Raw genomic sequence first — 25212 nt, 5'->3', positions numbered from 1 at the left:
CGGACTATTTTACTTCTTCACCTGCAGCCTGTTTGTCGGCGTGATAGCTTGAACGTACCAATGGTCCACAAGCAGCATGCTCAAAGCCCATTTTTTCCGCTTCAATGCGGAACATCTCAAACTCATCCGGGTGAACATAACGCTCTACCGGTAAGTGATGCTTAGATGGCTGTAAATATTGGCCTATGGTTAGCATGGTCACGCCATGGGCACGTAAATCACGCATCACTTCGAGGATTTCATCATTGGTTTCACCTAAACCAACCATCAGGCCGGACTTGGTTGGCACGCTTGGATTTGCTTCGCCAAATTTCTTTAATAGATCCAAAGACCATTGATAGTTGGCACCAGGTCGGGCCTTTTTATAAAGCCGTGGTGCTGTTTCCAGATTGTGATTAAAAACATGGGGCGGATGCGCATTGAGTATTTCCAACGCACGGTCCATACGGCCACGAAAATCCGGTACTAAAATTTCGATTTTTGTATTGGGAGCATGTTCCTGAATTTCGGTAATGCAATCGGCAAATTGCTGTGCGCCACCGTCACGTAAATCGTCTCGGTCTACAGAGGTGATCACCACATATTTTAACGCCATGTCTTTTAGCGTTAGGGCAAGCTTTTTCGGTTCTTCAGGATCGGCAGCCAGAGGGCGACCATGTCCGACATCACAAAATGGGCAACGACGGGTACAAATATCCCCTAAGATCATAAAGGTTGCGGTACCGTGGTTAAAACATTCCGCCAGGTTCGGACAGGATGCCTCTTCACATACGGAATGAAGGTTGTGCTTGCGCAAAGACTTCTTAATATGATCAATTTTTTCACTGGTACGAGGCAGTTTTATTTTTAACCAATCTGGTTTACGTAACATAGTCTCACGCTCAGATGGGATCACCTGAACCGGGATATGAGCCATTTTCTCGGCGTCACGTAATTTTGTGCCAGGGGCTACACGAGTCGTTGGTTTGCTCATTCGCTTAGTTTAATCCTGTTTTTCGGCTAACTTCGTCAGTTGCCAATAGTTGTTGAATTTCTGTCACTAAGGCCTCTCCGGCCTCATTAACTTGTTGCGGACCACCGATATCGGCTGTCTGGATCATTTCCATACCAGCATAACCGCATGGATTGATACGCAGGAATGGCGATAAATCCATATTGATGTTAATCGCAAGCCCATGAAATGTGCAGCCTTTGCGCACTCTAAGTCCCAGGGATGCGACTTTTTTGCCATCGACGTATACCCCTGGTGCATCAGGGCGCGCGTTCGCGTTGATATTAAATCGAGCCAGCATATTGATGATTGAATTCTCAATCATGGTGACCAAATCTCGTACGCCGAGTTTACGACGCTTAAGGTCGATCAAAAAGTAAATGACCTGTTGGCCAGGCCCATGGTACGTAACCTGACCACCGCGATCGACTTTCACCACTGGAATGTCACCCGGCATTAACAAGTGCTCTTCCTTACCTGCCTGACCCTGAGTAAATACCGGCGGGTGCTCAACTAACCAAAGTTCATCCTGGCTTTGCTCATCGCGACTATCGGTATAGTCTTGCATTGCACGCCAAACAGTTTGGTAATCCAAAGTGTTCAACTGGCGTATTACAAGTGGTTGAGTCACAGTCTGCTTCCTAAGAAAATAAGTGCCGGCATTATAGCCGCTTGCCTTAAAAAATCTACACCGAGAAGGTTAAAGAACGTAACGAACTTCTTCGATTGCGGATAGTTCAGCGTACAACTTTTCGATATGCTCTTGACTGGTTACCGTCACGGCGACGGAAACCGAATGATAATTGCCTTTGCTGCTAGGTTTAATGCTCGGGGCGTAATCTCCCGGAGAATCTTTTTGTAAAACGGCAACGACTAAGTCCGGTAGATGATCGACAGCAACACCCATAACTTTAAAATTCAGCACGCAGGGGAATTCTAATAATTCGTTAAATTTGGTTTTCATCATAATAAATACATCTTAGTCAGCTAATAATTGGGATTTAAATGCCTGTAATGACGCTGCAATCCGTTTGGTGACAGGACCAACATCTCCAGAGCCGATTATTTTATCATCAATTGCAACAATAGGTGAAATCTCTCTTGTTGAACTGCAAATCCAAATTTCATCGGCAGCAGACAATTCCTCTATATGGATACTTTGCTGATAAACTTCAAGGCCTGCATCGGAACAAAGTTCAATGATCAGATCGCGAGTTATGCCGCCGAGAATATACTGACTCTTAGGTGGGGTGAAAATCTTTCCCTGTTTAACCAGAAAGACATTGGAACTGGCACCTTCGGTCAACTCTTGCTGGCGATGCAATATGGCTTCATCAAACCCTTTCGCTTGCGCTTGATTTACCAGCAATGTATTCGCAAGCAGGGCAATGGATTTGATATTGCAGTGATGCCAACGAATGTCTTCAAGTAACGTTGCCTTTATCCCATTAAGGGTACCTTGGGCTGAATCTAACTTCGATGCCATCACCAATACTGTCGCCGCCAATGGCACAGTAATCGCGTGTTGGCGCTTACTATCGATGCCGCGGGTAACTTGCAGGTAAATGGATTGATGTTCACCGTGCTCTGACAGGTTGCATTGAATTACCTGTTCGATGATCTGTAGCCATTGTGTTTTGGTATACGGGGAAAGCAAATTAATTTGCGCGAGGGAGTCAAACAATCGCGCTAAGTGTTGGTCTGCGCGAAACGGCTTACTGCGATAAACGGGGATGACTTCATAAACGCCGTCCGCAAACAAAAAACCCCGATCTAGGACCGAGATTTTTGCTTGTTCTTTGGCGACATAATCACCATTTAGATATACGGTATCTGTCATTTATACCAATCCCATTAAATTATTGCTCACTCAGTGAGAATTTAAAGGCTTTTAGACAAGGCTTTGATTGCAGAGAATGGTTATTCCGCTCTTAAAATGAGCCAAAATCAGTAACGTAGTCCAAACGCCTTTAAAACTCACCCATAGGGAGTTAGTGAGAGGCCCATTTTCGGCCCTATATTTCATTAATATAGAATGACTATATCAATAAAACCTATGTTACAAATGAACCTCGGCTCTAACTCTGAGTTGTGCACAAACTTAGTGGGGTTGGTATCATTATTGAAATTGTAGCTTAATATAATCAATCGCCTGACTGAAAATGCCACCTTCATTAATTTCCTGCAACGTTACCAAAGGATATTCAGCCACGGTTTCGCCGTCTAGCTCTAAGGTAACAGTACCAACCACTTCACCTTTACTTAATGGGGCTTCTAATTGGCGATCAAGTACGAAGTTTGCTTCCAGGTTTTTGCGTTGGCCACGGGGAATGGTGATGTTGGCATCGGTAATAATACCTAAGTCTACTTCTTCTTGGTCACCCATCCATACGCGGTTGGTTGCAAAGGTTTCGCCGGCTTCAAATGCGGTATAGGTTTCGAAAAAACGGAAACCATAGTTAAGCAATTTTTTACTTTCAATTTTACGTGCTTGCTCGCTTTTCGCACCCATCACGACAGAAATCAAACGCATATTGCCTTTGGTTGCAGATGTGACAAGGTTATAGCCAGCCTTCGAGTGATGTCCGGTCTTGAGGCCATCAACATTCATGCTTTTATCCCACAACAGTGAGTTGCGGTTATATTGCTTAATGTTGTTATAGGTAAAAGATTTTTGCTTGTACAAAGCATACTCTTCTGGCACGTCACGAATCAACGCTGCAGCAAGTGACGCCATATCTCTTGGCGTACTGTAATGTTCACTACCACTTAAACCATGACTGTTTTGGAAGTTACTTCCTAACATGTTTAATTGCTGAGCATGAGCATTCATTAAATCGGCAAATGCACTTTCGCTACCGGCAATATATTCTGCCATCGCGACACAAGCGTCATTACCTGAAGCGACAATAATGCCTTGATTCAGCAAATCGACTGGGACTTCTGTGCCCACTTCAATAAACATTTTTGATGAATCCGGGAAGTTTTTTGCCCAGGCATTTTCACTGATAGGCACAAGATCCGTTTTGTTAATATTACCGGCTTCAATTTCCTTACCGATAATATAACTGGTCATCATTTTCGTTAAACTGGCAGGTTCCAGTTGTACGTCTGCATTTCCTTCGCTGATGATTTTCCCTGTGTCGTAATCCAGTAAGATGTAACCTTCGGCATTAATTTTTGGTGCATCGGGAATAATAGTGGCTGCGGTCGATGTCATTGAAGACGTTGCCAGGACAATGCCACTGATAATAGATATCAATTTTTGAGCAGACTTAGTCATTGTTTTCCTGTAATTTTTTTAATTATTGCCAACAGTACATATGCTGTCGGCGAGTGATACCGATTACGATTCAATATTTGCCCAATTCAGAGTTGCTAGTGGAAGCGGTTATACCAAGGCACCGCCATTATGCAATGGTGATTACTTTGTTAGTACTCACTGATTGGCCAAATCTCATTCGTAACGGGTATTGTTAGCGCGAAATTTGCCCTACAGTATATCAGTTTCAGGGCAAAGGTATAGAGGCTCTGGGGCTGTTTTATCAACAATTATGACGGTAATGAAACAATGTTTATGCAAACTCTGGGGCGAAATCAAATCCCCCCCATCGTCACGCTATTTAAGGGCCGAAGTCGGATAGGCCTCAGGGTAACCTTGTTGGTGTAGATTCGTTAACAGGCTAGCAACATCTGAACTTTTACTGATAGGTCCGATTTGGACTCGATAAAGTGCATTTTTCTCGGTCAAATTGACGGGCACCTGCAATAAAAATTTCAGCCCCTTGGCGGTGTTCAGAGCGAGGGCTTTTTCTCGGGTAACGAGAACATGGATGTATTGATTAACCACTGCAGACGCAGTTTTGTTGCTGACCGGTGTCAGAGGAGCCGGGCGACTGGCAGCCTTGGCTGTAACGGCACTGCTTTTGCCTTGATATTGGGCAATATTGCTGGCGGTGATCGCTTCAACTTTTACCCGGGCGGTTCCTTGTTTTAGCATATCGAGCTTAAACGCCGCACTGTAGGATAAATCAATAACGCGGTTATGGTGAAACGGGCCACGGTCATTGATACGCACAATCACCGATTTATTGTTGGCCAGGTTTGTTACCTTGGCATAGGTTGGCAGCGGTAAGGTTTTGTGTGCCGCACTGAAATCGTACATATTGTAGATTTCGCCATTGGAGGTTTTATGACCATGAAACTTTTTTCCGTACCAGCTGGCCATGCCTGTTTTTACATAATTGTCTGCGCTTGGTAAAACCTGATAGGACTTACCAAACACTTTGTAGTCTTTGTTACCGCCTCGACTTTTTGCGACAACCTTAGGCTCAGGCTCTTGCAATTCGTTTTGTGCCGGTACTCGGGTTGGGATCGAGTCGTGCTTCTGGCTGTATCGAGTGCGTTGATATTCATCGCCGCCGGTGGTTTTTGGTGGTGACGAACAAGCCACCAATACACTGAGCAGGGCTAACAGAAAAAAAGAATGAGAATGCTTCATAGTGTTTATCTTTATTGTTATATCGATGCCATTGCACCATTAAATTATCAACGTTTACTTGCACATAGCGCCCGAATTGCCAATGGCTAAGGCTTTGGCAGGTTAGCTAGCACGTTAATTTACTGTAATTTTTATCCGCGATGTTGGCAAGCCCAATCGTATTAAGAGATTAGCCTTCGATGAGTACTTATCCCCATAAGAACGCCAAATGCCATCATCAGAGTAACCATGGATGTACCCCCGTAGCTAATTAACGGCAACGGTACGCCAACCACAGGCAAGATCCCCGAAACCATGCCGATATTTACGAAGACATAAACAAAAAAGGTTAGGGTAATACTTCCGGCTAATAACTTGGTAAACGCATCCTGAGCCATCACTGAAATCCACAAGCCTCGCATTACAATCAGTAAGTAAAGTGCAAGTAACGCGATGACACCGATTAATCCAAACTCTTCGCTAAACACCGCAAAAATAAAATCGGTATGGCGCTCCGGCAAAAATTCCAGTTGAGATTGGGTGCCCTGCAACCAGCCTTTACCGGTAAGGCCACCAGAACCAATAGCAATTTTAGACTGAATAATGTGGTACCCGGCGCCAAGCGGATCTTGTTCTGGATCAAGAAAGGTCAGTACGCGTTGCTTTTGATAGTCCCGCATCAGGTAAAACCAGAGAATGGGCAAAAATGCGAGCACACCGGCGAGGCAAATGCCGATAAGCCGCCAACTGGCACCGGCGAGGAATATGACGAAAATGCCGGAACTGGCAATGAGTAAGGACGTGCCTAAATCGGGTTGCTTGGCGATAAGCAGCGTCGGGACGATCACCAGAGCAAATGCGATAAGAATATGACGGATTTTTACCGGCAGGTTATATTGACTGATAAACCAGGCAACCGTCATCGGAACCACCAGCTTCATAATTTCCGAAGGTTGAAATTTAATAAATCCCAAATCAAGCCAGCGCTGCGCTCCTTTGCCGACATGACCGACGAGCAAAACGGCGACCAACATGGCCAACCCAAACACAAAAACGACCACCGCCCATCGTTGAAAAACAACCGGAGGAACCTGGGCAATGACAAACATCGCCACCAGCGCAATGCCTAGTCGGGTGACCTGACGGGTAACCAGACCCAGGTCCTGACCGCCGGCGCTATAGATAACGGCCAAACCTACGGCCATTAGCACCAGTAATAGTGCCAATAGTGGAAAGTCGATATGGATACGCTCGAATAACGTCTTCTTTTTTGGTTCGTCGGTTACCGCATGCATAATACTGGTCGTTTTCTCTTATTGTTTTAAGATGTTATTGTTTGTTTTCGGACAGCAGTTTACGATTCGAAAAGTACTGATCCATAATCTGTCTTGCTACCGGACCGGCATTCGAACCACCACCGCCGGTGGCGACATTTTCAATGGCGACGGCCACCACGATTTCCGGGCTTTTATAGGGGGCAAATGCAATAAACATAGCATTGTCGCGCCTGTCCTCGGCAATCTTGCTGGCATCGTATTTCACGTCTTCACTAAGGCCGACGATTTCTCCGGTACCGGATTTACCTGCCGCATCATAATCGGTATTTAAAAACGCATTGTAACCAGTACCAATCGGTTTTTGCACGGTGTTGTGCATGGATTTGAGTATGATGTCCCAATTTTCAGGGTTATTAAGCTCAATTGGTGGTTTTTCATTGACTTCAAATGGAATTAATAATTGCGCCTGTTCGGTGCTGCCTTCCATCTCGGGTTCGTCTTCAAGTAAGGTTTTCGCCGCCGCTGTAATGGTCGGAGACGATAATTCAGTCGCGGCCAGGAAATGTGGCTCTTTAACTTGTCCCTTATTCACCAAAATTGCAGTCGCCTGCGCCAATTGCAATGGTGTGACGGTCCAGAAACCTTGTCCGATACCAATATTTACCGTATCGCCGTGATACCAGGGCTGATTATAACGAGCCCGTTTCCAGCCGCGGCTTGGTAAAATCGCAGGACTTTCTTCGTGGATATCTAAGCCACTGCTATCTCCAAATCCAAATTTCGCCATGGTATCGGATATACGATCAACCCCGAGTTTATAGGCCAGATCATAGAAGAAGGTATTACACGAACGCATAATGGCTTCATTAAGGTTGACCCATCCGTGACCCCAACGTAGGTGATCACGATATTTCCGGGTACCGTTTTTCAATTGATAAAACCCAGGATCCCAAATTTTTGAGCCAGGGTGGATCAGGTTTTCATCAAGACCCGCTAACCCCAAAAATGGCTTTATGGTGGAAGCCGGTGGGTAAGTGCCTTTGGTCGCGCGGTTGATTAGCGGACGGTTGCGATTTTGCAGGGATTTATAATCTTTGCTGGAAATACCGTGGACGAATAAATTGCCATCGTAACTGGGGTTTGAATACAACGCCAGAACACCGCCATCGCGGGGATCGAGAGCCACGACCGCACCGCGTTTACCATCTAACGCTCGTTTAGCGATCATTTGCAATTCGATATCGAGTGTTAAGTGCAGGTCATTGCCAGGCTCAGGTGGCGTGTAGTTTAACGTCCTTAGTATGCGACCTTGGTTATTCACTTCGACTTCTTGGTGGCCTATGGTGCCATGCAATTGCTCTTCATAAAATTTTTCAAGGCCTAACTTACCGATATCCCGTGTTGCTTTGTAGTTTTCGCCTTTTCCCTGCATCTCCAGATTGGTTAAGTCATTGCGATTGATGCGGGCAACATAACCGAGGCTATGGGTTGTCAGATCGCCAAAAGGATAATAGCGCTTGAGGCGGGCGTCGACGATAACGCCGGGGAATAAATGCTGATTAACGGATAGCTTAGCTACCTCTTCTTCATCGAGGCGAGAGATGAGCTCAACCGGCTTGAAACGACGATTCGAACGAATACTATTGCGAAATTTTTCCAGTTGCTCGTCGCTAATATCAATCAATTTTGTGAGCTGCGCTAACGTGTACTCGATATCATCAACTTGCTCGGGAATGACAGAGAGGGAATAAACCGGTACATTTTCAGCTAAAAGTACGCCATTTCTATCGTAGATTAGGCCCCGATTTGGCGCGACGGGCAATAATTTAATGCGATTTCCGTTTGACTGAGTCTGGTATTGTTCGTAGGAATTGATTTCCAACTGGTAGACATTGCTGAGTAAAACCAGCAATAACGCGATAACCCCAAAAAAAGTGATCAGGGCACGACGCGCAAACAGATTTGCTTCCGCCGTGTGATTTCGAATCGTTACGCGTTTTCTAACCACATCTTACTCCCGGTGATATGGATGATTATTGTTAATGCTCCAGGCTCGATACAGGCTTTCGGCAATCATAATGCGCACCATTGGATGGGGCAGGGTAAGCGGCGACAATGACCATTTTTGTTCTGAGGCCTGAATGCATTGAGGCGCCAGGCCTTCAGGGCCGCCAACCAGCAATGCCACATCTCTGCCATCCATTTGCCAACGTTCAAGTTGTTGAGCTAAAACTGGAGTGGTCCAAGGCCTGCCTTCTACTTCCAAGGTTACGATGCGACTACCTTTGGGCACTGCGGCCATGGTTTGTTCGCCTTCTTTTTCCAAAATTCGGGCGATGTCGGCATTCTTACCACGCTTACCTGGGGTGATTTCCACCAGCTCAAAACTAAGATCTCGAGGAAATCGACGGGCGTACTCGCTAAAACCCTGGGCGATCCAGGTTGGCATTTTATTGCCAACGGCAATCAGGGTGATCCGCATACTGAGTTACTCGCCAGCCCAAAGTTTTTCTAGCTGATACAAATCGCGGATATCGTCGGTCATCACATGCACGACCACATCGCTTAAATCAAGCAGTGCCCACTCACCAACGTCTGTGCCCTCAATGCCGAGAATATTAATGTCTTTCTTTTTGACTTCCAAACCGACATGTTCGGCGATGGACTTAACGTGACGTGAGGAGTTACCCGAACAGATGACCATGTAATCCGTAAAGCTGGCTTTGCCACGGACATCTAAGGTTACGATATCTCGGGCTTTAATGTCTTCAAGTTGTTCAATAACGAAAGGAAGGAGTTGTTCAGTTTGCAAAAGTATATTCCTGTTTAAAACGTTGCTTCAATTCTAACGTGAACCGCAACTAAGATACAGGCTATTGGTAAAGTTTTTGTTGGTGAATATACTCAGCAACGGCCGCAGGTAACAAGGATTTAATTTCTGCACCGCTTTTTACCCGTTGGCGAATATCAGTAGAAGAAATATCTAATTGATTTGTATCAAAAATAAGAATATTCCCCGCTTCTTGTTGGGGAGCACATTGAGGGTTTTCGATTATGCGGCTCAAAAATGGCTGGGTGGTTACTGGATCGAATTCGAATCCAGGGCGGCGGGTAACAACAAAGTGGCAATAGTCGAATAACTGTTCATAACAATACCATTCGCTAAGACTATTCAAAGAGTCCATACCGATAAAAAAATAGATTCGCTGCCCAGGATACGTGGTCGCAAGCTCTTGCAGGGTCAATAACGAATAGGATTTTTGCTGACGATTCACTTCCCGCATATCGATTGTGAACAATGGGTCGTGTTGACACACCAGTTGCAGCATTTGTATGCGTTGTTTGGTATTCGCGCTTGCATCGGGTTTATGCACCGGCTCGCGATTGGGAAGCAAATATATTTGTGTCAGCGCTAATTTTTCGCCAGCTTCTCTGACCGGACGCAGGTGCCCCCAATGAACAGGATCAAAGGTGCCGCCGAAAATGCCTAATGCGGGCGGATGATTCATGATAACTCACTGGCGCTCTGCCCGACTTCCAAGGGGAATTTGTCCATAGTTTCACCATGGTACATTGCCATGCAGATATCGGCTAGCAACAAATAGGCATCAAGCTGGGAATCGGTTTTGGTGAGCAAATCGACTTTTGCCAGACGACCTTTCGCTAATTGTATTTGATACAGGGAAGTCGCATTTAATGCTTTTTGGTAGAGAGGTTTCTTTTTATCCCAGACTTTATAATGCTTAAATACCTCACTGATGGCCTGGCCTTGCTCAAGACGGATATACATGCCTTCAAGTTGCGAAAGTTCTTTGTGTAACACCCAGATAAGTTGACCGGCAGCGATCCCTTCATGCTTCATCTGCGTCAGGATATGCATCGCGTGCTTTAAGTCGCCCGCGAGTAACGTATCGGTGAGTTGAAAAGGCGTGAATTTGGCTTGATCAATCAGCAATAATTCCAGCTCTGCCAGGGTAATTGCGCCACTGGGGTAAAGGATGGCGAGTTTTTGTAACTCTTGGTGTAAACTCGGCAGGTTGCCCGCATAACAGTCGCTGATCATCGTCATACCTTGACCATCAAGGCGCACGCCCAAGGCTTTGCATTGCTGATTTAACCAAATGTTCAGACCTCTACCTTCCAGTTCATAGACGGGAATATAACAGCCTTTACTGTCCAGCGCTTTGAACCATTTTTTACGAGGCGTTGCGGCATCGAGTTTGTTGCCATGGAGAATAAGCAGTACGTCCGGATGATCGATTTGGGAAATATCGAGCAAAACTTTGCTGGCTTTTTCATCGAGCTTACCGTTGCCAACATCGACTTCAATGATGCGTTGGCTGGCGAACAGCGACAGAGATTGATACTCCTCCATCACATGGTGCCAATCGAAATTCTCTTCCACACTAAAACGAATGACTTCACTAAAGCCTTGTCTGGCGGCGCTCGACTTTATCTGCTCTAAGGCATCATTTTTCTGCCATGGTTCATCGCCAAACACCAGAAAAAAGTGCACCAGAGGTTTACTTAATTGTTGGGTGAGTTGGCTGTGATAGATACGCATTTATAGAGTAATAGACGCCATGTTACGTAGGATCCGATCGGCCGCTTCGATGCGCATTTCCTTGCGTAGCAAGGTGAGCTCTCGGCTTTTCGCCAAGGCTTGATCCGGGTTATCTTGATAGTTTCGATAGATTTCAAAGTTGAAATCTTGTCGTTCTTTGCCCTGCATACGGATTTGATAGCGAACCGTATAGGTTAATTCATATTCGGCAACCTGGCCGTTCTCAAATAATGAAAGCGTGCGGCGATCCAGACTGTCATTGAGAATACGCAACTCCGGGATATCATTGCGCTGCTGTTTTAGCACTTCAATGTTGTTTACCAGAAGATTTTGCTTTACCAGGCGAGTCAATTCGCCATGGGTATCGCTAGAGCTCAGATATAACGTCTGCAACTCCTGCGGCAGAAGATAATTACCACGTAACTGAAAACCACAAGCGCTAAGTAGCGTTGTGGTGATCAACATAATCGATAGTATGAAGCGGCGAAGCGTATTCTTTTTATTCATTAATTAGCAACGATGTTTAACAGTTTGCCCGGTATATAAATTATTTTACGTACCGTTTTACCGTCTGTGAACTTAACTACATTCTCTTGTGTAAATGCAAGTTTTTCAACATCTTCTTGCGAAGTATCGGCAGCAACCGTAATTTTACAGCGTAACTTACCATTCACTTGAACGATAACCAGCTTCTCATCTTCCACCAGTGCTGCGCTATCCACTTGTGGCCACTTTGCATCTTCAACGGCGTTTCCATCGCCAACCAATTGCCATAAATGGTGACCTAAATGTGGCGTAATTGGCGTTAACATCACGACGATCGCTTTGACGGCTTCTTCCATCACTGCAATGTCTTCTGCGGTATCCAGTTTCGCTTTCGCTAACGTATTCATCAGTTCCATAATGGCAGCGATGGCGGTATTAAACGTGTTACGACGCCCAATATCATCTGTTACCTTGGCAATGGCTTTATGTAAGTCACGACGTAGGTTCTTATGCGTAGTGGTAAATGATAATTCTGCGCTTGCAGTATGTTGCTCGCTTGCCTGCTGGAAATCAAATACCAATTTCCAAACGCGTTTCAAGAAACGATGTGCTCCTTCAACGCCAGCATCAGACCATTCCAGAGTTTGCTCTGGCGGTGCGGTAAACATGATAAACAAACGTACCGTATCTGCACCATAAAGGTCGATAACCGATTGCGGGTCAATACCATTGTTTTTCGATTTGGACATTTTGCTCATGCCCGCCGATAACACTTCCTGACCATCGGTCTTGCAAAGCGCTTTAATGACTTGCCCTTTTTCATTGCGTTCAACATCGACATCGCTCGGTGAATACCAGTGTTTCGCACCGTTGTCTTCTTCACGATAGAATGTATCGGCCAGTACCATGCCTTGACACAATAAGCTTTTAAACGGTTCATCAGACTCAACCAAACCAACATCCCGCAATAATTTGTGGAAGAATCGGGAATATAACAAGTGCAAGATCGCATGCTCGATACCACCGATATATTGATCGACGGGTAACCAATAATTAGCTTTCGCTGGATCCAGCATGGCATTTTCGTTTTTCGGATCGGCATAACGCGCGTAATACCAGGAGGATTCCATAAAGGTGTCGAACGTATCGGTTTCACGGAATGCAGGCTGACCTTGATATGTGGTCTTCGCCCACTCAGGATCGGCTTTAATTGGTGAAGTTACACCGTCCATCACCACATCTTCCGGAAGCTCAACCGGTAGTTGATCCGCAGGTACTGGGACCGACTCACCATTTTCCAGATTTAACATTGGAATGGGTGTGCCCCAATAACGTTGACGGGAAACACCCCAGTCACGCAGACGATAATTCACCGTGACTTTGCCTTTACCTTCATCGGTCAAGGTATCGGCAATGGCTTTAAATGCTTGCTCAAAATCCATAGTGTCAAATTGACCAGAATTAATGAGTGCGCCTTTTTCAGTGATTGCTGCGTCTTCGATATTGACGTCATCACTGGCAATGACCTGTTTGATTGGCAGGTTATATTTTTTCGCAAATTCCCAGTCCCGTTGGTCATGACCCGGAACCGACATAACTGCGCCTGAACCATAATCCATCAATACGAAATTTGCTGCCCAAACGCTGACCAATTCCCCGGTTAACGGGTGAATTGCTTTTAAGCCAGTATCGACACCGGATTTCTCCATCGTCGCCATATCCGCTTCGGCAACCTTGTTATTTTTACATTCACTAATGAATGCCTGTAACTCAGGGTTGGTCTTGGCGGCTTCTAACGCTAGCGGATGCTGCGCTGCAAGCGCAACGTAGGTAACACCCATTAAGGTATCTGGGCGTGTTGTATAGATATCAAAACTTGCATCGCTGTCGGCGACCTGGAAGGTCATTTCGACACCTTCAGAGCGACCAATCCAGTTGCGTTGCATCGTTTTTACTTGCTCTGGCCAGTCTTCTAACTGGTCTAAGTCATTCAGTAATTCTTCGGCGTAATCGGTAATTTTGATGAACCACTGTGGAATTTCTTTGCGTTCCACTAAGGCGCCTGAACGCCAGCCTCTGCCATCAATTACCTGTTCGTTGGCCAAGACGGTCTGATCAATCGGATCCCAGTTAACGGTGGCATTTTTCTTATACACCAAGCCTTTTTCGTGAAGCTTAGTAAAAAACCATTGTTCCCAGCGATAGTATTCTTTGGTGCAGGTCGCAAATTCGCGATCCCAATCGTAACCAAAGCCTAATGATCTGAGCTGGTCACGCATGTAATCAATATTTTCATAGGTCCACTTTGCCGGCGCGGTTTTGTTTTTAATCGCGGCATTTTCTGCGGGCAAACCAAATGCATCCCACCCCATAGGTTGCATGACATTTTTGCCCTGCAAACGCTGGTAACGACTGATGACATCACCCAGGGTATAATTTCGAACGTGTCCCATGTGCAAACGACCACTTGGGTAGGGGAACATGGACAAACAATAAAACTTTTCCTGACCGGGCTTTTCTTTGGCGCCAAAGGTGTTGTTTTCAGTCCAATACTTCTGAATATCTTGCTCAATGGCTTGGGGATTGTATGTGGATTCCATCAATGATTCTCAAACATCTGTGTGACAGTAAATTTCGACTCTGAAGCTTAGTTTAGATGATGCATCAGGATTATTCTGATGTCGGATTTCGCTTCAGTTCAGACTACTATGCAATAATAAAAATTTGCCTCATAGAATACCTCATTAGACTAAGGTTCAACAAGCATCCATTAGTGTTAACTATACTTTTATAATCATGGGTGCCAATTTCACGCAATTTGCACCTTAGAAACTGAACAAACGAGGAAATAAGGGAGTGTTTAATGAGTGAAAAGCATCCTAAATATCAGAGTTTTTACAAAAGAATGTCGAAATGGTTGACCGAGTTGCGAGAAGACGAAGAAAAAAGCTTCAAAACACTGGTTGAAAAAGGCGAGGAGTATTTGCAAGCGGCGGAAGACTTATCGGTCAATGAGTACCAGTTATCGTTGCAGGGGTTTAAGAATGACTTGCAGCAATTTTATCAGGAATACAAACAACAGGCGGAACAATCCCTGTATTTGAAAAATATCCGAGAAGGTATCTGGTTCCAACTTGCGCAACTAACCGATAAATCCCAGGTCGAGTGGAGTGAACTCGAAGAAGACTTTGAACACAAGGGAATCTATCATAGCGGTGAGTTGATTGGGTTTGGGCAATTGCGATGTATTCAATGTGAGCATAAGGTTGATATTGTCCACCCTTCGAAGATTATCCCTTGTGTACAATGCAATGGCGAAGAGTTTGAACGATTACCATTATCTCCTTAATGGGTCTGCTTAGTGCAGGATTTAACTGGACCGATGAAAAGCAACGACAAATTTACTTGGAAAGTCATTGTGTTCGACGCCGTGCTGGGTTTACACTGGATTTGAATGTATTCAATTTCTGTCTGTTTCAGGTACCCAGCATTTTATGACCATAAATATCGATGCCCTAAAAGTTCCCGCCAAAGCACTTTGTGCGCAATTTTCTTCTTCTTTATTCTCTCAAAGTCAGGTAGACCAGCAACTCACCCAGTCATTTATTGGCCATGAGCGAGCCAAAGAAGCCCTTGAATTTGGTTTATCTATGCCGTCAACAGGCTTTAATGTGTATGCCAAGGGTGAACATGGAACCGGTCGAAAAACTCTGATACAGCAAATGCTGCACCGGTATGCGTCAGAGCAGGGACCGTCAGAAGAATGGTGCTACGTTAATAATTTTGATGACGTACAAGCGCCGAAAAAACTCTATTTAAATCCAGGAGAAGGGAAGCTACTTGTCGATAAGATGTCGGATCTTATCAACGATTTACTCAGCCTTTTTCCTGAAATATTCGACAACCCCGGTTATCAACGGCAAAAAGCGGCAATCGATCGCGCATTTAATGAAAAATATGACAATGCGATTGAAGAAGTGGAAACCTTTGCGTTGAGTAAAAATGTCGCGGTATATGAGGAAAAAGGCGAAATTACTTTTGCCGCCCTTGTCGATGGTAAGCCTCTAAATGATAAAGAGTTTGCGAATTTAACGGAAGCCGACAGAACCGCTTTTTATAAATTATTGGCCGAACTTGAAACCCTACTGAGTGAAACCTTGCTTGAATTGCCTTTATGGAAGCGTGAATCCAATGGGCAAATGCGTAAGCTTAAACACGACACCGCCGAGCAAAGCATCCGCCCGTTGCTGAAAGAACTGGAGCGCGAATTTGCCAGTAACCTTGGGATCTTGAAATTCCTGAAGGATGTCAAGGGTCACTTAACCGAAGCGGTGCTCGACATTCTGGTTGAAGAGGGTAGCGAAGGTCGTGATGATAAAGCCAGTCGCAAACTCATGGTTGAGCGCTTTATGCCAAACCTGTTAGTGGCGAGAGATCCGGACGAAGGTGCGCCGGTAGTTTATGAGCAAAATCCCACGTTTCAGAACCTATTTGGCAATATTGATTACACCGCAGTACAGGGCGGCGTGTATACCAATTATCGCCTGCTTCGGGCTGGGGCCCTGCATCGCGCCAATGGTGGATATTTATTATTGGATGTCGAAAAGTTGCTAGCCCAGCCGCTGATCTGGTCGCATTTAAAGCTGGCATTAAAAACCGGGGAGTTGACCATTGAGCATCCTTATGCCGAACTATCCCAGGGCAGCAGCATTACGCTTGCGCCAGAAAAAATTCCATTGAAAGTCAAAGTTATCTTATTGGGAAATGCTGAATTGTATTACACCCTACAAGAATATGATCAGGAATTTACCGAACTGTTTCGAGTCCTTGCCGACTTTGACCGCCACGTCGTCAATAATGATGCGAATCTAAAAGCTTATGGCACCTTGATTCGTCAACACGCCGAAAAAATGCAGTACCCTTCGATTTGCGATGAAGCTATCGCCTACCTGGTTCGCTATTCATTGCGTCGTGCCGAACATCAATTAAAACTTTCCGCCAACATAGTGCAAATTAATGACTTGCTTGACGAAGCCTACTTCCTGTATCAAAAACATGGAAAAACCGGTGAAATCGAAGAGCAGGATGTTCATCGGGCACTACAGGCAAAAGCGCGCAGAACTGGGCAGTTAAGCGAAAACTGGTTGCAGGAAATCAAAGAAGAACAGGTGTTGATTTCGACTGAAGGTGACGCAGTGGGCAAGGTGAATGGTCTGACCGTGCTGGAAATTGGTGATTCGGTGTTTGGAACGCCCGCAAGAATTTCCGCCACTGTATATGCCGGTTCCCAGGGTGTCACCGATATTGAGCGCGAAGCTGAATTAGGTAAATCGATCCATTCGAAAGGGGTGTTATTACTGATTGGGTATCTGGGCCATAAATATGGACAAAACTTTCCTTTATCAATCTCTGCCAATATCGCCATCGAGCAATCTTATGGTCATATTGATGGTGATAGCGCCTCAATGGCGGAATTGTGTGCGTTAATTTCTGCAATCACAAAATTGCCGATTCGTCAGGATATTGCGGTTACCGGTTCGATCAACCAACATGGTGAAGTGCAGTCAATCGGTGGGGTGAATGAAAAAATCGAGGGTTTCTATCGCCTATGCCATGATAAAGGTTTAACCGGTCAACAGGGCGTGATCATTCCGAAAACCAATACCATCAATTTGATGCTCAATGAAGATGTGATTGCTGCCGTTGAACAAGGTAAGTTTCATATCTATGCGGTTGATAATATCGATCAGGCATTGGAAATTCTCTTGAGTGCAGAAGCGGGTCTTCGTCGTCGCAATGGTGGTTATCTTAAGAAAACCATTCATGGTCAAGCGTTGGCAAAGCTCGCCAGATTATCTCAGATGATCAATGGTGAAGATGAGGAATAATTAGAAGGTTATCGAAACGAAATGACGATTTAGAGCGATCAATCGTCATTCTATCTGTCTAATATTCATAAATTGTACAAATTTATCTTAATTAGCTCAGACCTGAACTGACAGTTACCTACTTGTTGTCTACGAATATTGAGCGAGAAACATTCGATGCTCTACGCATTTGTTGCGATTCAGCAAGTACATTTGCTCGCTAAAGAATACTCAGGGCAGACTCTGTTGAAATCGCTAGCTATATTTCTTTCGAAGAGCCAATGACTATATAACTAACGTCGATTCTAAGAGGTTGGTAATGGCGTCCCCTACAGGAATCTACATTCTCACTTAATGTGTTGATTTGATTGGTTTTGTTGGTGGGGTTTGGTTGTTGTGTGTATCCAAATGTGTATCTAAGTGTTTTTACAACGCTCGCGTATTGGTCGCCAAACACTCTTTTTATAGTGTCCGGAAACACCCTTTTTTATAGTGGGAAATAATACCCTTTTTTATGGCTTCGGAAAATACCCTTTCGACGACTCTTCACTAACAACTCTCAGATTGTATTAAGTATCTCGCTACCTTAATATGTGAACTCGCTATCAGTTGTTAATGTCCAAGGAATAAAAATGAATAAATCATGGAAGAATCTAGCTCTTACTTCTAGTTGCTTACTAGCTCTTTCCGCATGTGGTTCGGGCGGTGAGACTAAAGGGGAAGATCCAGTTGCTGAGCCTCCAGTTATTACTACACCTGAACCGGAAACTGTGCCAATTTATGGTTATTACCAACTGGTAACAGAAAATCCGTCTCAGAATCGCTATTTGCTTTTGTCTGAGACTGAATCATATATCTGGGATGTTGCTAAGCAAGAACCCTCACCAAGTGAATTGATGTGTAAAACGGGAGAAACTTTAGAGCACTTCTCTGAGCAAACGACTAGACAGACTTTAAATTTTAACTGTGTTGGAGAAAACTACTCGTTGCTAGACCTGGTTATCGAGCTAGAAAACACTATAGTGACATTCGAACTGAACCAGTCAATAGAAGTCGAAGGTGTTACTTATCAAAAGTTAACGATTGAGAAAGAATTATCCGAATTAACAGGATTAGTTGAAGGGTCTTTATTTGACGTTTCAGGTGGAGATTTTCTCACCGAGATAAGAAATGATATTGATACTTCACGGTATATAGTTGTTAGCCCAAGAAGCCCTAGCTATTTGGATGTCGGTATTTATACCCGTAATTGGGAGAACAATGGGGAATGTTTAGGTGCTGAATCATATCGTTTAGAGGATTTTTCAGGAGTTGAAGATTTGGGCTACAAGCAAAAGGCCGTTATACCTTTTTCGATAACAAGATCTAAAATAGATAGAATCGACCTGTGTGATGGTAAAACTTTGCCGCAGCCATCTACCCTAGAGCCAATATATTTCACTTCATTTAGCTTAAATGATGGCAGTTATGTTGTTGTTTCAGAACAACAAGACTTTATAACTGTAGGTCGAGTAGCTCTTTCGGAATAACAATAATTAGTGGTTTGCTGATGTGGCTCGGCAAAGCCCATGTAAACCACTAAATCCATTTCTTTGAAGCATCCTGAACAAACTCTTTCTAGTCCATTTGTTGCCAGTACTTGAGTAATATCCTTTGGAGTTCAGAAATTCAATCATGAATTGGTACGATTGAGGACGCCAGCGGCCAGACATAGTTTCAGAAATTTTATAAATTACTTTTCTGTTATGTATTGCTTGTTCAATTCGTTTCATAATCAACCCGTTACGCCAAGGTAAGCCATTATCTCATTTTCTTGGGCATAGGGCTACGTTTCATAGTTTAATCTACTTAAACGAGTTTAAGAGCCGTCTGTTGGGTATTGATAAAAGCGAGTGGTGTAACCAATGTTCATCAAGTAGATGTGTATTGAATAATAGGCTTTCGAACTCTTCTAATGCTCTTAAATCTGACATTGAAAACTCATTGGTAAGCTGTTTCGCTAAAAGCTGGTTGTAGTCCTTGTCCATGATTAACATTCCTTGTTAATTTTTAATTTTAAGATTGGTTGGAATTAGCTAATGTTTCCAGTAAGTTAATATGAAATTTATTCATCTATATATTGAAATGATTAAAGAGGCAGGGATGATTACTAAGTTTATTTCTTTGTTTAGGACGCGACGCAGTAACACAATAGAAAATGCTGAACCAAAAGTACAAACTAAAAAAAAGAGAAGAAAATCGGCTCAAACGCTTTTAAAAGAAGCAACGAAATTAAAGAAAGAGAAACGGTATGTAGAAGCGGTTGAAACGTTGAATAATGCTTTTGCTCCGGAAACCAAAGGATCCGAAGACTTAACGTTGAAGTGTTACTTACGACTTCCTATGTATCAACAGTTGGCAGGGCTAAACGATGAAGCATGGGTGTACATGAATGACTTAGAGTTTAAGCACACTGACGCTATTTCAAAAGCAACTATCGCCAACCAGCAAAGAATATTTCTTAAAAAAGAAAAACGTTTTAAAGATGCTTTAGTCTATTCTATGTGGTCGATATGTAAGGAGTTACAGCGAGATATTGAAAGCTGTAGGTTTTCGGATGAGGTGGCTGATCGAAACGCAGAATTTGAACGGAAATATGGTGGCTTTGATGACGATGAAGAAAGAGAAATAGTGAGAATTACCGAAAAAGGTAACCCTAATTACGATTTATCATACAGACACTTGTCCGACAGAGTACTGTTCAACTCTACCATTGAAGGTATTAAGTCGTCTTTAAGTTCGATAATAAAGAAAGCGAAGATGACTGATTTTGAAGAACAAATTTGTGTTAGGCTGTGTAACTATATAAGAGCTAGTGAAAACTACAAACTTAGTGAAGTGAGAGATATTGTTGGATCATTCACGATGGTTAAAACAGCCTAATAAAGCCTAAGCTTATCAGTCCCTAGATATCATACCAAGATAAGAACAATAAATGACAGCGATTGAATTAATTGACGAAATTAGAAAAATTATCCGTCCGATCAAAACAGAAAAAAACGACGCAATTAGCGCTAATGCTTTAGACGATTACCTTGAGGCTTTTAGGTTAGAGTTATCGTACGAAGAAGAGGAACATGCTGAATCTCAACAGAGAAACTTAGAAGAATCGCGGCAAGCTCATGAAATAAATATTGCTAATGCTAGTGCTGTAAATGAAATAAATATTGCTAATGCTAGTGCTGTAAATGAAATAAATTTAGAGATGTTTAGAGCAGTTATGGATACGGCTATGGCCGCAATGAAGACTTCTCTTGTCATGAATGGAGCGGCTTGTATAGCAATTTTAAGCTTTATTAGCTCAATATGGGAAACACCTGCGGCGTCAGCCATTTCATCGATGTTGCTCGTATTCGGAATAGGAATTTTTTGCTCTGGATTTGGTGGAGGAATGTCATATCTGGCTCAAGTTTCATTTCAAACAGATAAATACTTCCAAGGAGGAGTTTTTAGAGTGTTTTCCGTATCCTTGGTTTTATTTTCATTCCTCACCTTCGGGTTTGGGCTGTGGGAAACAACAAAAATACTATCATCGAGTTAATTAACTCCTTTAGTGTAAGATAAACAGTGCTTGTATTGGTCAAGTTAAATTGACCAATACAAAATGAGTTATTCTGGTTTTAATATGAAAATAGTATAATCACTGCTCTTATTAGTTAATCTAACCGCTCCGCCTGAATGCCGCGAGAGTGTTGTGATTAAAAGAGTGTTGATGATTGTTTAATGTGTAAAACTGAGCTGAAAATTTTTAAAAAGCTGGCTTTTTCCAGACGGAATAAGCTTTGTCTCTCTCTGTTAGCTTCATTAGGAAGTTGGAGTGTTGTGTACCTATTGAGTGAATGGGCACAAAATCAACGAGGATGGGAGGCTGATATAATTGGCGGGGCTTTATATATTTTAAGTGCTATTCTAGGTTTTCTTTTTCTTGTTATTGTAGCTTATTGTTATCGATGGGTTAGCGATTATAAATATGCGAAAAGGGATTCGGAGATATACTCTATAGAGGAATTGCGAAATGTCTGGCCTAGCGTGGTTGCTCCACTGCGACAACCTGTCTAAGCAAGTCTCGAGGAGACGGCTTGAGTTTACTTGCTCCGTAATTTTTAGTCTGAGGAGCTTTGTAGCCTTTTCCTCGGCCTTTAGCCAAATAAGATAAACGCCATATTGCGCTCTGAATAGTCTCATAATCGTCTCTTTTGATATTGTAATAGCAGTTATCAGGAATGAATGCTGATGTGTCTATTTGGCTTGCTATAGCCAGTACTTTCTTAGTTAGCTCATGGGGGTAATTGATTTTATGGCCATCTAGGAATAGAGCGAAATGATAGTGCTGATTTTTTGCCGTTTCCAACTCTCTAGCCCAAGCATAACCAATGCGTTTCAAATCATATTTTCTTTTCAGCCACTTTTTCAATCTTCGCATAAAGACTTCAATTATTTTATTGTCATCGGTGTATTCGTATAACCGGAGATCAAATCTCAATACATGAACTTTGCTATGGTGCGCTAGCATCACTTCAAGCTGCGTGACCATCGACACCAGCATAGGTTTATACAGGCCTGACTTTTGAGAGTTAACCCACCAGGTCTTTCCGTTGATTGTTATTGCTTTGTCTTTGGTTATGTATGCCATAAAAGAGAAGGATATTATTAAATACCTAGTTGGGAGTGAATAACTGCTAACTATCTATAAAAGCTGTGACATAGGCTCATTGATGTTAAACGCTTTAATGAAAGGGTCATAAACCTATAAATAGAGTCCATTAAAAGTTAACTTTTGCTAACGGTTTTATTTTATTGGCTTGCGGGGTTTGCGCTCACTAACGTTTGTTGTGTTTACAACTACACTTTAAAAGTTATAATGAAAGGACTAGGGGCGGGTCGCCAAACTTCACCCCTAGTTGTCATAGGTTAGCCGTTAAGTTTATTTCTTAGCGGCTTTCTTTTTCCAGTATTCGATCCTGTGCTTGAATGGCATAAAGCAAACGTCAACCAAATAATTCGGAGTTTCACCAGAAAATGGGCATCTAACTTTTCTATGTTCGACAATAAACTTGAGGCCTTTTTTATTTAAGTGAGATATCACCGAGTGAAGGTTTCCTATGCCAATATAGCGAGCTTTTCGCGTATTAAACTTATAACCATCAACTAGAATCCTCTCAACATACTCTGTCTGCTTTTCGAAGGATTTGGGGGGCGGTAGGCCTAATTCAGTACACTTGTCAGCGAAAATCATAGTCTTAAGCATTGTGACTACCTCCAAGCTTCGTTCGGCTAAATTCTTGTTCACGTACAAGCGAGCGGATTTCTTCATTGCTTAAACCATTTGCCATAGCTATTAATATTTCTTGGATTTCATGTTCGATAAAGCCAACGGCACGAAAACCGAGCGAGATAGGTTTTGGTATCAGACCTGCTTTGATTCTGTTGTAAATTGTTGATTTAGATAGACCGGTAAGCTCTATGACCTCGTTTCGTCTAATGATTTTTGTAAAGGTTTTACTCATTGCTTTTTCTCCTGTTTGGTTAGCAATGAGTGTTATTGTCCTTAGTTGTCTTGGCATTAACGACCGTACATGCCAAAGTTTATTTTTTTACTTTCTTGGCGTATTTTTTTCTTAGAGTAGCGGGAGCAATTGTTATCCCGAAAGCGCTCAAACAATAGCTGGATGTTTTTTTCCAACGTTCTTTATCTGTATATTTGATTTTCGTGACGGGATTTTTTTGGGTTTTCTCGAAATACTGAAAACAATTTGATAATTCTTGCTCTGAAAGCTTAAGTGGTTTTTTGAAGTTTTTGGATGTGTGCGCACCTTTGTTCAACGTTGGCTCAAGCATTGAAATCAAAAAATGTGAATAACTCTGTGCTAGCCTAAGAGCTTGAGCGGTAGCATTTTCGTGCTTACCCTGTCGCCTAGAATCTCTACAACAATGGATTTCAAATAAACATATTCCAGCCTGCCTAGCTCCCAGTATTTGTTGGTACTCGTTTTGTAATTTGACAGATAGAGTAACTTTGTCTCCGGGAGATTGTATCCACTCTGTAGGAATCTTTTTATTATTACAAAACTCAAAAATTTTAGATTCGAATTGGTTAAGCCATAAGTCCGGATTATAACTATCAGATATCTCCTTTGAAGCTTGCCTAGCTTCACTTGAAGCAACTTCCATCTGTTTTTGTTCATTCAAAAAGATAGATTTGTTCTTATATCCGCTTCCAAACCTATTTCGCGTTATTGTGGCGTTGCCTGTCTTTTCTACGTCGAGTTTTCTTTTATCCATGATTATCATGCCTTTGTGAGCAATAGATATTGATTTGGCTAGACCACCATTCCATCATTACTCGCCTTCTTTCGATGTAATCGGCTCGATTGTAGGCTTTGCGAACCTGATTCTTGTCTTGGTGAGCTAAAGCCGATTCTATTAGGTCAGAGTCAAACCCTTGTTCATTTAGTGTGGTGCTGGCGAGAGATCTGAGACCATGAGACACTAACCTTCCTTTAAATCCCATACGCTTCAAAGCCATATTCGCAGTTTCTGAGTTTGTGGGCTTTCTGGGGTTGCCATGAGAAGGAAAGATATGCTCCCTATGGCCACTGATTGGCTTCAACCTTTCAAGCAAAAATAAGGTTTCATCGGTTAACGGAACAATATGCTCTTTCTTCATTTTCATTCTCTCGGCTGGAATCACCCAAAGTTTATTTTTGAAATCGACTTCTTCCCATCTTGCGCCAGCAGCTTCACTGGGGCGGCTCATGGTGTGTAATTGCCATTCAATTAAGCATCGAGTAACTATTTTTATGCTGGCGTAGTTGATAGCCTTCATTAGCTCAGGAAGTTCTTCGGGTTTCAAGGTTGGATGGTGCTTCACCACTGGACTGTCAAAAGCGGCTTTTATTCCTGTTAAGGGATTGGCGTGTAGGTATCCCACGTTTACGGCGTAGTTCATTACTTCGTTCAGGCGTTGACATAGACGCCTTGCTAATTCAGCACTAGATTTCGCTTGAACAGGTTTGATGGTTTCTATTGTTTTCGGTGCGGTTATTTTGGTAACAGGGTATTCACCTAAATCTGTGAGAATATGAGTTTCGATTGAATTCCAGATTCTAGTGGCAGTAATAGGTGATACTTTCTTTTTTTTAACTTCGAACCATTCTTTAGAAACAGCACTTAAAGTAGTCAGTAGCGCATCCTTTTTGGAGGCCTTTTCACTATCCCTATGCTCTTTAGGGTCAATATCTTGGGCGAGAAGTTCTTTGGCTGTTTGTCGTTTTTTTCTAGCTTCAGCTAATGAAAGGGCAGGGTATTTGCCAAAACTGATGTTTGCGCGCTTACGGGTGTATGGGCGGTAATAGTTGAAAACCCAAAGCTTACTGCCTGTTGGTTTAATTCTAAGTAAAAGGCCTTCACCATCGAATAGGCAATATTCTTTTTCCTTGGATTTAGCATTCTTTATCTCTGAGTCGGTCAGAGGGACAGTAATTTTAGCCATTTAGGTACACTGAGTT

Annotated in this window: 23 protein-coding genes; 5 read left to right on the top strand and 18 right to left on the bottom strand. The window is 43.2% G+C overall.

Annotation, left to right across the window (positions count from 1 at the left end):
- Window positions 1–4: 4 nt before the first annotated feature.
- From lipA to leuS, 14 genes are all read right to left on the bottom strand, one after another.
- Window positions 5–973: a lipoyl synthase gene (lipA, locus tag FE810_RS01875; RefSeq protein WP_138318324.1), complete on the bottom strand. Its 969-nt coding sequence runs from the start codon at window positions 971–973 to the stop codon at window positions 5–7.
- 4 nt (window positions 974–977) lie between these two features.
- Entirely contained in the window at window positions 978–1622 is a 645-nt protein-coding gene (gene lipB, locus FE810_RS01870) for a lipoyl(octanoyl) transferase LipB (RefSeq protein WP_138318323.1), read from the bottom strand.
- Between the two features lie 69 nt (window positions 1623–1691).
- Window positions 1692–1958 (bottom strand): DUF493 family protein YbeD, encoded by a 267-nt coding sequence (gene ybeD / locus FE810_RS01865; RefSeq protein WP_171022201.1) that lies wholly within the window; start codon window positions 1956–1958, stop codon window positions 1692–1694.
- A 12-nt stretch (window positions 1959–1970) separates the two neighbouring features.
- Window positions 1971–2831 carry a D-amino acid aminotransferase gene (locus FE810_RS01860; protein ID WP_138318322.1) on the bottom strand — a complete coding sequence of 287 codons (861 nt, stop codon included), beginning with the start codon at window positions 2829–2831 and terminating at the stop codon, window positions 1971–1973.
- A gap of 279 nt (window positions 2832–3110) precedes the next feature.
- Window positions 3111–4274, bottom strand: coding sequence for a serine hydrolase (locus FE810_RS01855; RefSeq protein WP_138318321.1), 1164 nt, complete (start codon window positions 4272–4274; stop codon window positions 3111–3113).
- A gap of 336 nt (window positions 4275–4610) precedes the next feature.
- Window positions 4611–5492 (bottom strand): septal ring lytic transglycosylase RlpA family protein, encoded by an 882-nt coding sequence (locus FE810_RS01850; RefSeq protein WP_138318320.1) that lies wholly within the window; start codon window positions 5490–5492, stop codon window positions 4611–4613.
- Between the two features lie 161 nt (window positions 5493–5653).
- Window positions 5654–6766 (bottom strand): rod shape-determining protein RodA, encoded by a 1113-nt coding sequence (rodA, locus tag FE810_RS01845; RefSeq protein WP_138318319.1) that lies wholly within the window; start codon window positions 6764–6766, stop codon window positions 5654–5656.
- Between the two features lie 34 nt (window positions 6767–6800).
- Entirely contained in the window at window positions 6801–8756 is a 1956-nt protein-coding gene (gene mrdA / locus FE810_RS01840) for a penicillin-binding protein 2 (protein ID WP_138318318.1), read from the bottom strand.
- A gap of 3 nt (window positions 8757–8759) precedes the next feature.
- Window positions 8760–9230, bottom strand: coding sequence for a 23S rRNA (pseudouridine(1915)-N(3))-methyltransferase RlmH (gene rlmH / locus FE810_RS01835; protein ID WP_138318317.1), 471 nt, complete (start codon window positions 9228–9230; stop codon window positions 8760–8762).
- 6 nt (window positions 9231–9236) lie between these two features.
- Window positions 9237–9560, bottom strand: a complete 324-nt coding sequence (gene rsfS, locus FE810_RS01830) for a ribosome silencing factor (RefSeq protein ID WP_138318316.1) — start codon at window positions 9558–9560, stop codon at window positions 9237–9239.
- 61 nt (window positions 9561–9621) lie between these two features.
- Window positions 9622–10257, bottom strand: a complete 636-nt coding sequence (nadD, locus tag FE810_RS01825) for a nicotinate-nucleotide adenylyltransferase (protein WP_138318315.1) — start codon at window positions 10255–10257, stop codon at window positions 9622–9624.
- Window positions 10254–11312 carry a DNA polymerase III subunit delta gene (gene holA, locus FE810_RS01820; RefSeq protein WP_138318314.1) on the bottom strand — a complete coding sequence of 353 codons (1059 nt, stop codon included), beginning with the start codon at window positions 11310–11312 and terminating at the stop codon, window positions 10254–10256. The genes nadD and holA overlap by 4 nt, the downstream gene beginning before the upstream one ends.
- The gene (locus tag FE810_RS01815; protein WP_138318313.1) at window positions 11313–11819 is read right to left on the bottom strand and encodes an LPS-assembly lipoprotein LptE; all 507 of its coding nucleotides are present in this window, start codon (window positions 11817–11819) and stop codon (window positions 11313–11315) included.
- The gene (gene leuS / locus FE810_RS01810) at window positions 11819–14398 is read right to left on the bottom strand and encodes a leucine--tRNA ligase (RefSeq protein WP_138318312.1); all 2580 of its coding nucleotides are present in this window, start codon (window positions 14396–14398) and stop codon (window positions 11819–11821) included. The genes FE810_RS01815 and leuS overlap by 1 nt, the downstream gene beginning before the upstream one ends.
- 263 nt (window positions 14399–14661) lie before the next feature.
- On the opposite strand from leuS, the gene FE810_RS01805 reads away from it, so the two are divergent.
- The 5 genes from FE810_RS01805 to FE810_RS01785 all read left to right on the top strand — a co-directional run bounded on the left by FE810_RS01805 (window position 14662) and on the right by FE810_RS01785 (window position 21245).
- Complete coding sequence (locus tag FE810_RS01805) at window positions 14662–15147, top strand: zinc ribbon-containing protein (protein ID WP_138318311.1); 486 nt, start codon at window positions 14662–14664, stop codon at window positions 15145–15147.
- A 145-nt stretch (window positions 15148–15292) separates the two neighbouring features.
- Window positions 15293–17686, top strand: a complete 2394-nt coding sequence (locus FE810_RS01800; protein ID WP_138318310.1) for a Lon protease family protein — start codon at window positions 15293–15295, stop codon at window positions 17684–17686.
- A gap of 611 nt (window positions 17687–18297) precedes the next feature.
- Window positions 18298–19194, top strand: coding sequence for a hypothetical protein (locus tag FE810_RS01795; protein ID WP_138318309.1), 897 nt, complete (start codon window positions 18298–18300; stop codon window positions 19192–19194).
- A 568-nt stretch (window positions 19195–19762) separates the two neighbouring features.
- Window positions 19763–20587, top strand: a complete 825-nt coding sequence (locus FE810_RS01790) for a hypothetical protein (RefSeq protein ID WP_138318308.1) — start codon at window positions 19763–19765, stop codon at window positions 20585–20587.
- A 52-nt stretch (window positions 20588–20639) separates the two neighbouring features.
- A complete protein-coding gene (locus FE810_RS01785) occupies window positions 20640–21245 on the top strand; it encodes a hypothetical protein (RefSeq protein WP_138318307.1) in 606 nt (201 codons plus the stop codon).
- A gap of 483 nt (window positions 21246–21728) precedes the next feature.
- Here the strand turns inward: FE810_RS01785 and FE810_RS01780 are convergent, their stop codons facing one another.
- From FE810_RS01780 to FE810_RS01765, 4 genes are all read right to left on the bottom strand, one after another.
- Window positions 21729–22337, bottom strand: a complete 609-nt coding sequence (locus tag FE810_RS01780; protein WP_138318306.1) for a YagK/YfjJ domain-containing protein — start codon at window positions 22335–22337, stop codon at window positions 21729–21731.
- Window positions 22338–22944: 607 nt separating this feature from the next.
- Window positions 22945–23211 (bottom strand): helix-turn-helix transcriptional regulator, encoded by a 267-nt coding sequence (locus FE810_RS01775; RefSeq protein WP_138318305.1) that lies wholly within the window; start codon window positions 23209–23211, stop codon window positions 22945–22947.
- Window positions 23212–23290: 79 nt separating this feature from the next.
- Entirely contained in the window at window positions 23291–23986 is a 696-nt protein-coding gene (locus FE810_RS01770) for a hypothetical protein (protein ID WP_138318304.1), read from the bottom strand.
- On the bottom strand, window positions 23979–25196 hold the full coding sequence (locus tag FE810_RS01765) for an integrase domain-containing protein (RefSeq protein ID WP_138318303.1): 1218 nt from the start codon (window positions 25194–25196) through the stop codon (window positions 23979–23981). The genes FE810_RS01770 and FE810_RS01765 overlap by 8 nt, the downstream gene beginning before the upstream one ends.
- Between the last annotated feature and the right edge of the window lie 16 nt (window positions 25197–25212).

The organism is Thalassotalea litorea (genome assembly GCF_005843925.1).
GTDB classification, from domain to species: domain Bacteria; phylum Pseudomonadota; class Gammaproteobacteria; order Enterobacterales; family Alteromonadaceae; genus Thalassotalea_A; species Thalassotalea_A litorea_A.
The sequence above is the reverse complement of the archived record's forward strand: the minus strand, read 5'-3'. Positions and strand labels throughout refer to the sequence as shown.

Coding starts and splice junctions, on each gene's coding strand:
- FE810_RS01780 (WP_138318306.1), bottom strand. CDS start 22,337: ATGGCATACATAACCAAAGACAAAGCAATAACAATCAACGGAAAGACC.
- FE810_RS01790 (WP_138318308.1), top strand. CDS start 19,763: ATGAAATTTATTCATCTATATATTGAAATGATTAAAGAGGCAGGGATG.
- holA (WP_138318314.1), bottom strand. CDS start 11,312: ATGCGTATCTATCACAGCCAACTCACCCAACAATTAAGTAAACCTCTG.
- ybeD (WP_171022201.1), bottom strand. CDS start 1,958: ATGATGAAAACCAAATTTAACGAATTATTAGAATTCCCCTGCGTGCTG.
- FE810_RS01805 (WP_138318311.1), top strand. CDS start 14,662: ATGAGTGAAAAGCATCCTAAATATCAGAGTTTTTACAAAAGAATGTCG.
- FE810_RS01815 (WP_138318313.1), bottom strand. CDS start 11,819: ATGAATAAAAAGAATACGCTTCGCCGCTTCATACTATCGATTATGTTG.
- FE810_RS01795 (WP_138318309.1), top strand. CDS start 18,298: ATGAATAAATCATGGAAGAATCTAGCTCTTACTTCTAGTTGCTTACTA.
- leuS (WP_138318312.1), bottom strand. CDS start 14,398: ATGGAATCCACATACAATCCCCAAGCCATTGAGCAAGATATTCAGAAG.
- FE810_RS01765 (WP_138318303.1), bottom strand. CDS start 25,196: ATGGCTAAAATTACTGTCCCTCTGACCGACTCAGAGATAAAGAATGCT.
- FE810_RS01860 (WP_138318322.1), bottom strand. CDS start 2,831: ATGACAGATACCGTATATCTAAATGGTGATTATGTCGCCAAAGAACAA.
- FE810_RS01850 (WP_138318320.1), bottom strand. CDS start 5,492: ATGAAGCATTCTCATTCTTTTTTTCTGTTAGCCCTGCTCAGTGTATTG.
- rlmH (WP_138318317.1), bottom strand. CDS start 9,230: ATGCGGATCACCCTGATTGCCGTTGGCAATAAAATGCCAACCTGGATC.
- rodA (WP_138318319.1), bottom strand. CDS start 6,766: ATGCATGCGGTAACCGACGAACCAAAAAAGAAGACGTTATTCGAGCGT.
- nadD (WP_138318315.1), bottom strand. CDS start 10,257: ATGAATCATCCGCCCGCATTAGGCATTTTCGGCGGCACCTTTGATCCT.
- FE810_RS01785 (WP_138318307.1), top strand. CDS start 20,640: ATGACAGCGATTGAATTAATTGACGAAATTAGAAAAATTATCCGTCCG.
- lipA (WP_138318324.1), bottom strand. CDS start 973: ATGAGCAAACCAACGACTCGTGTAGCCCCTGGCACAAAATTACGTGAC.
- FE810_RS01775 (WP_138318305.1), bottom strand. CDS start 23,211: ATGAGTAAAACCTTTACAAAAATCATTAGACGAAACGAGGTCATAGAG.
- FE810_RS01770 (WP_138318304.1), bottom strand. CDS start 23,986: ATGGATAAAAGAAAACTCGACGTAGAAAAGACAGGCAACGCCACAATA.
- FE810_RS01855 (WP_138318321.1), bottom strand. CDS start 4,274: ATGACTAAGTCTGCTCAAAAATTGATATCTATTATCAGTGGCATTGTC.
- FE810_RS01800 (WP_138318310.1), top strand. CDS start 15,293: ATGACCATAAATATCGATGCCCTAAAAGTTCCCGCCAAAGCACTTTGT.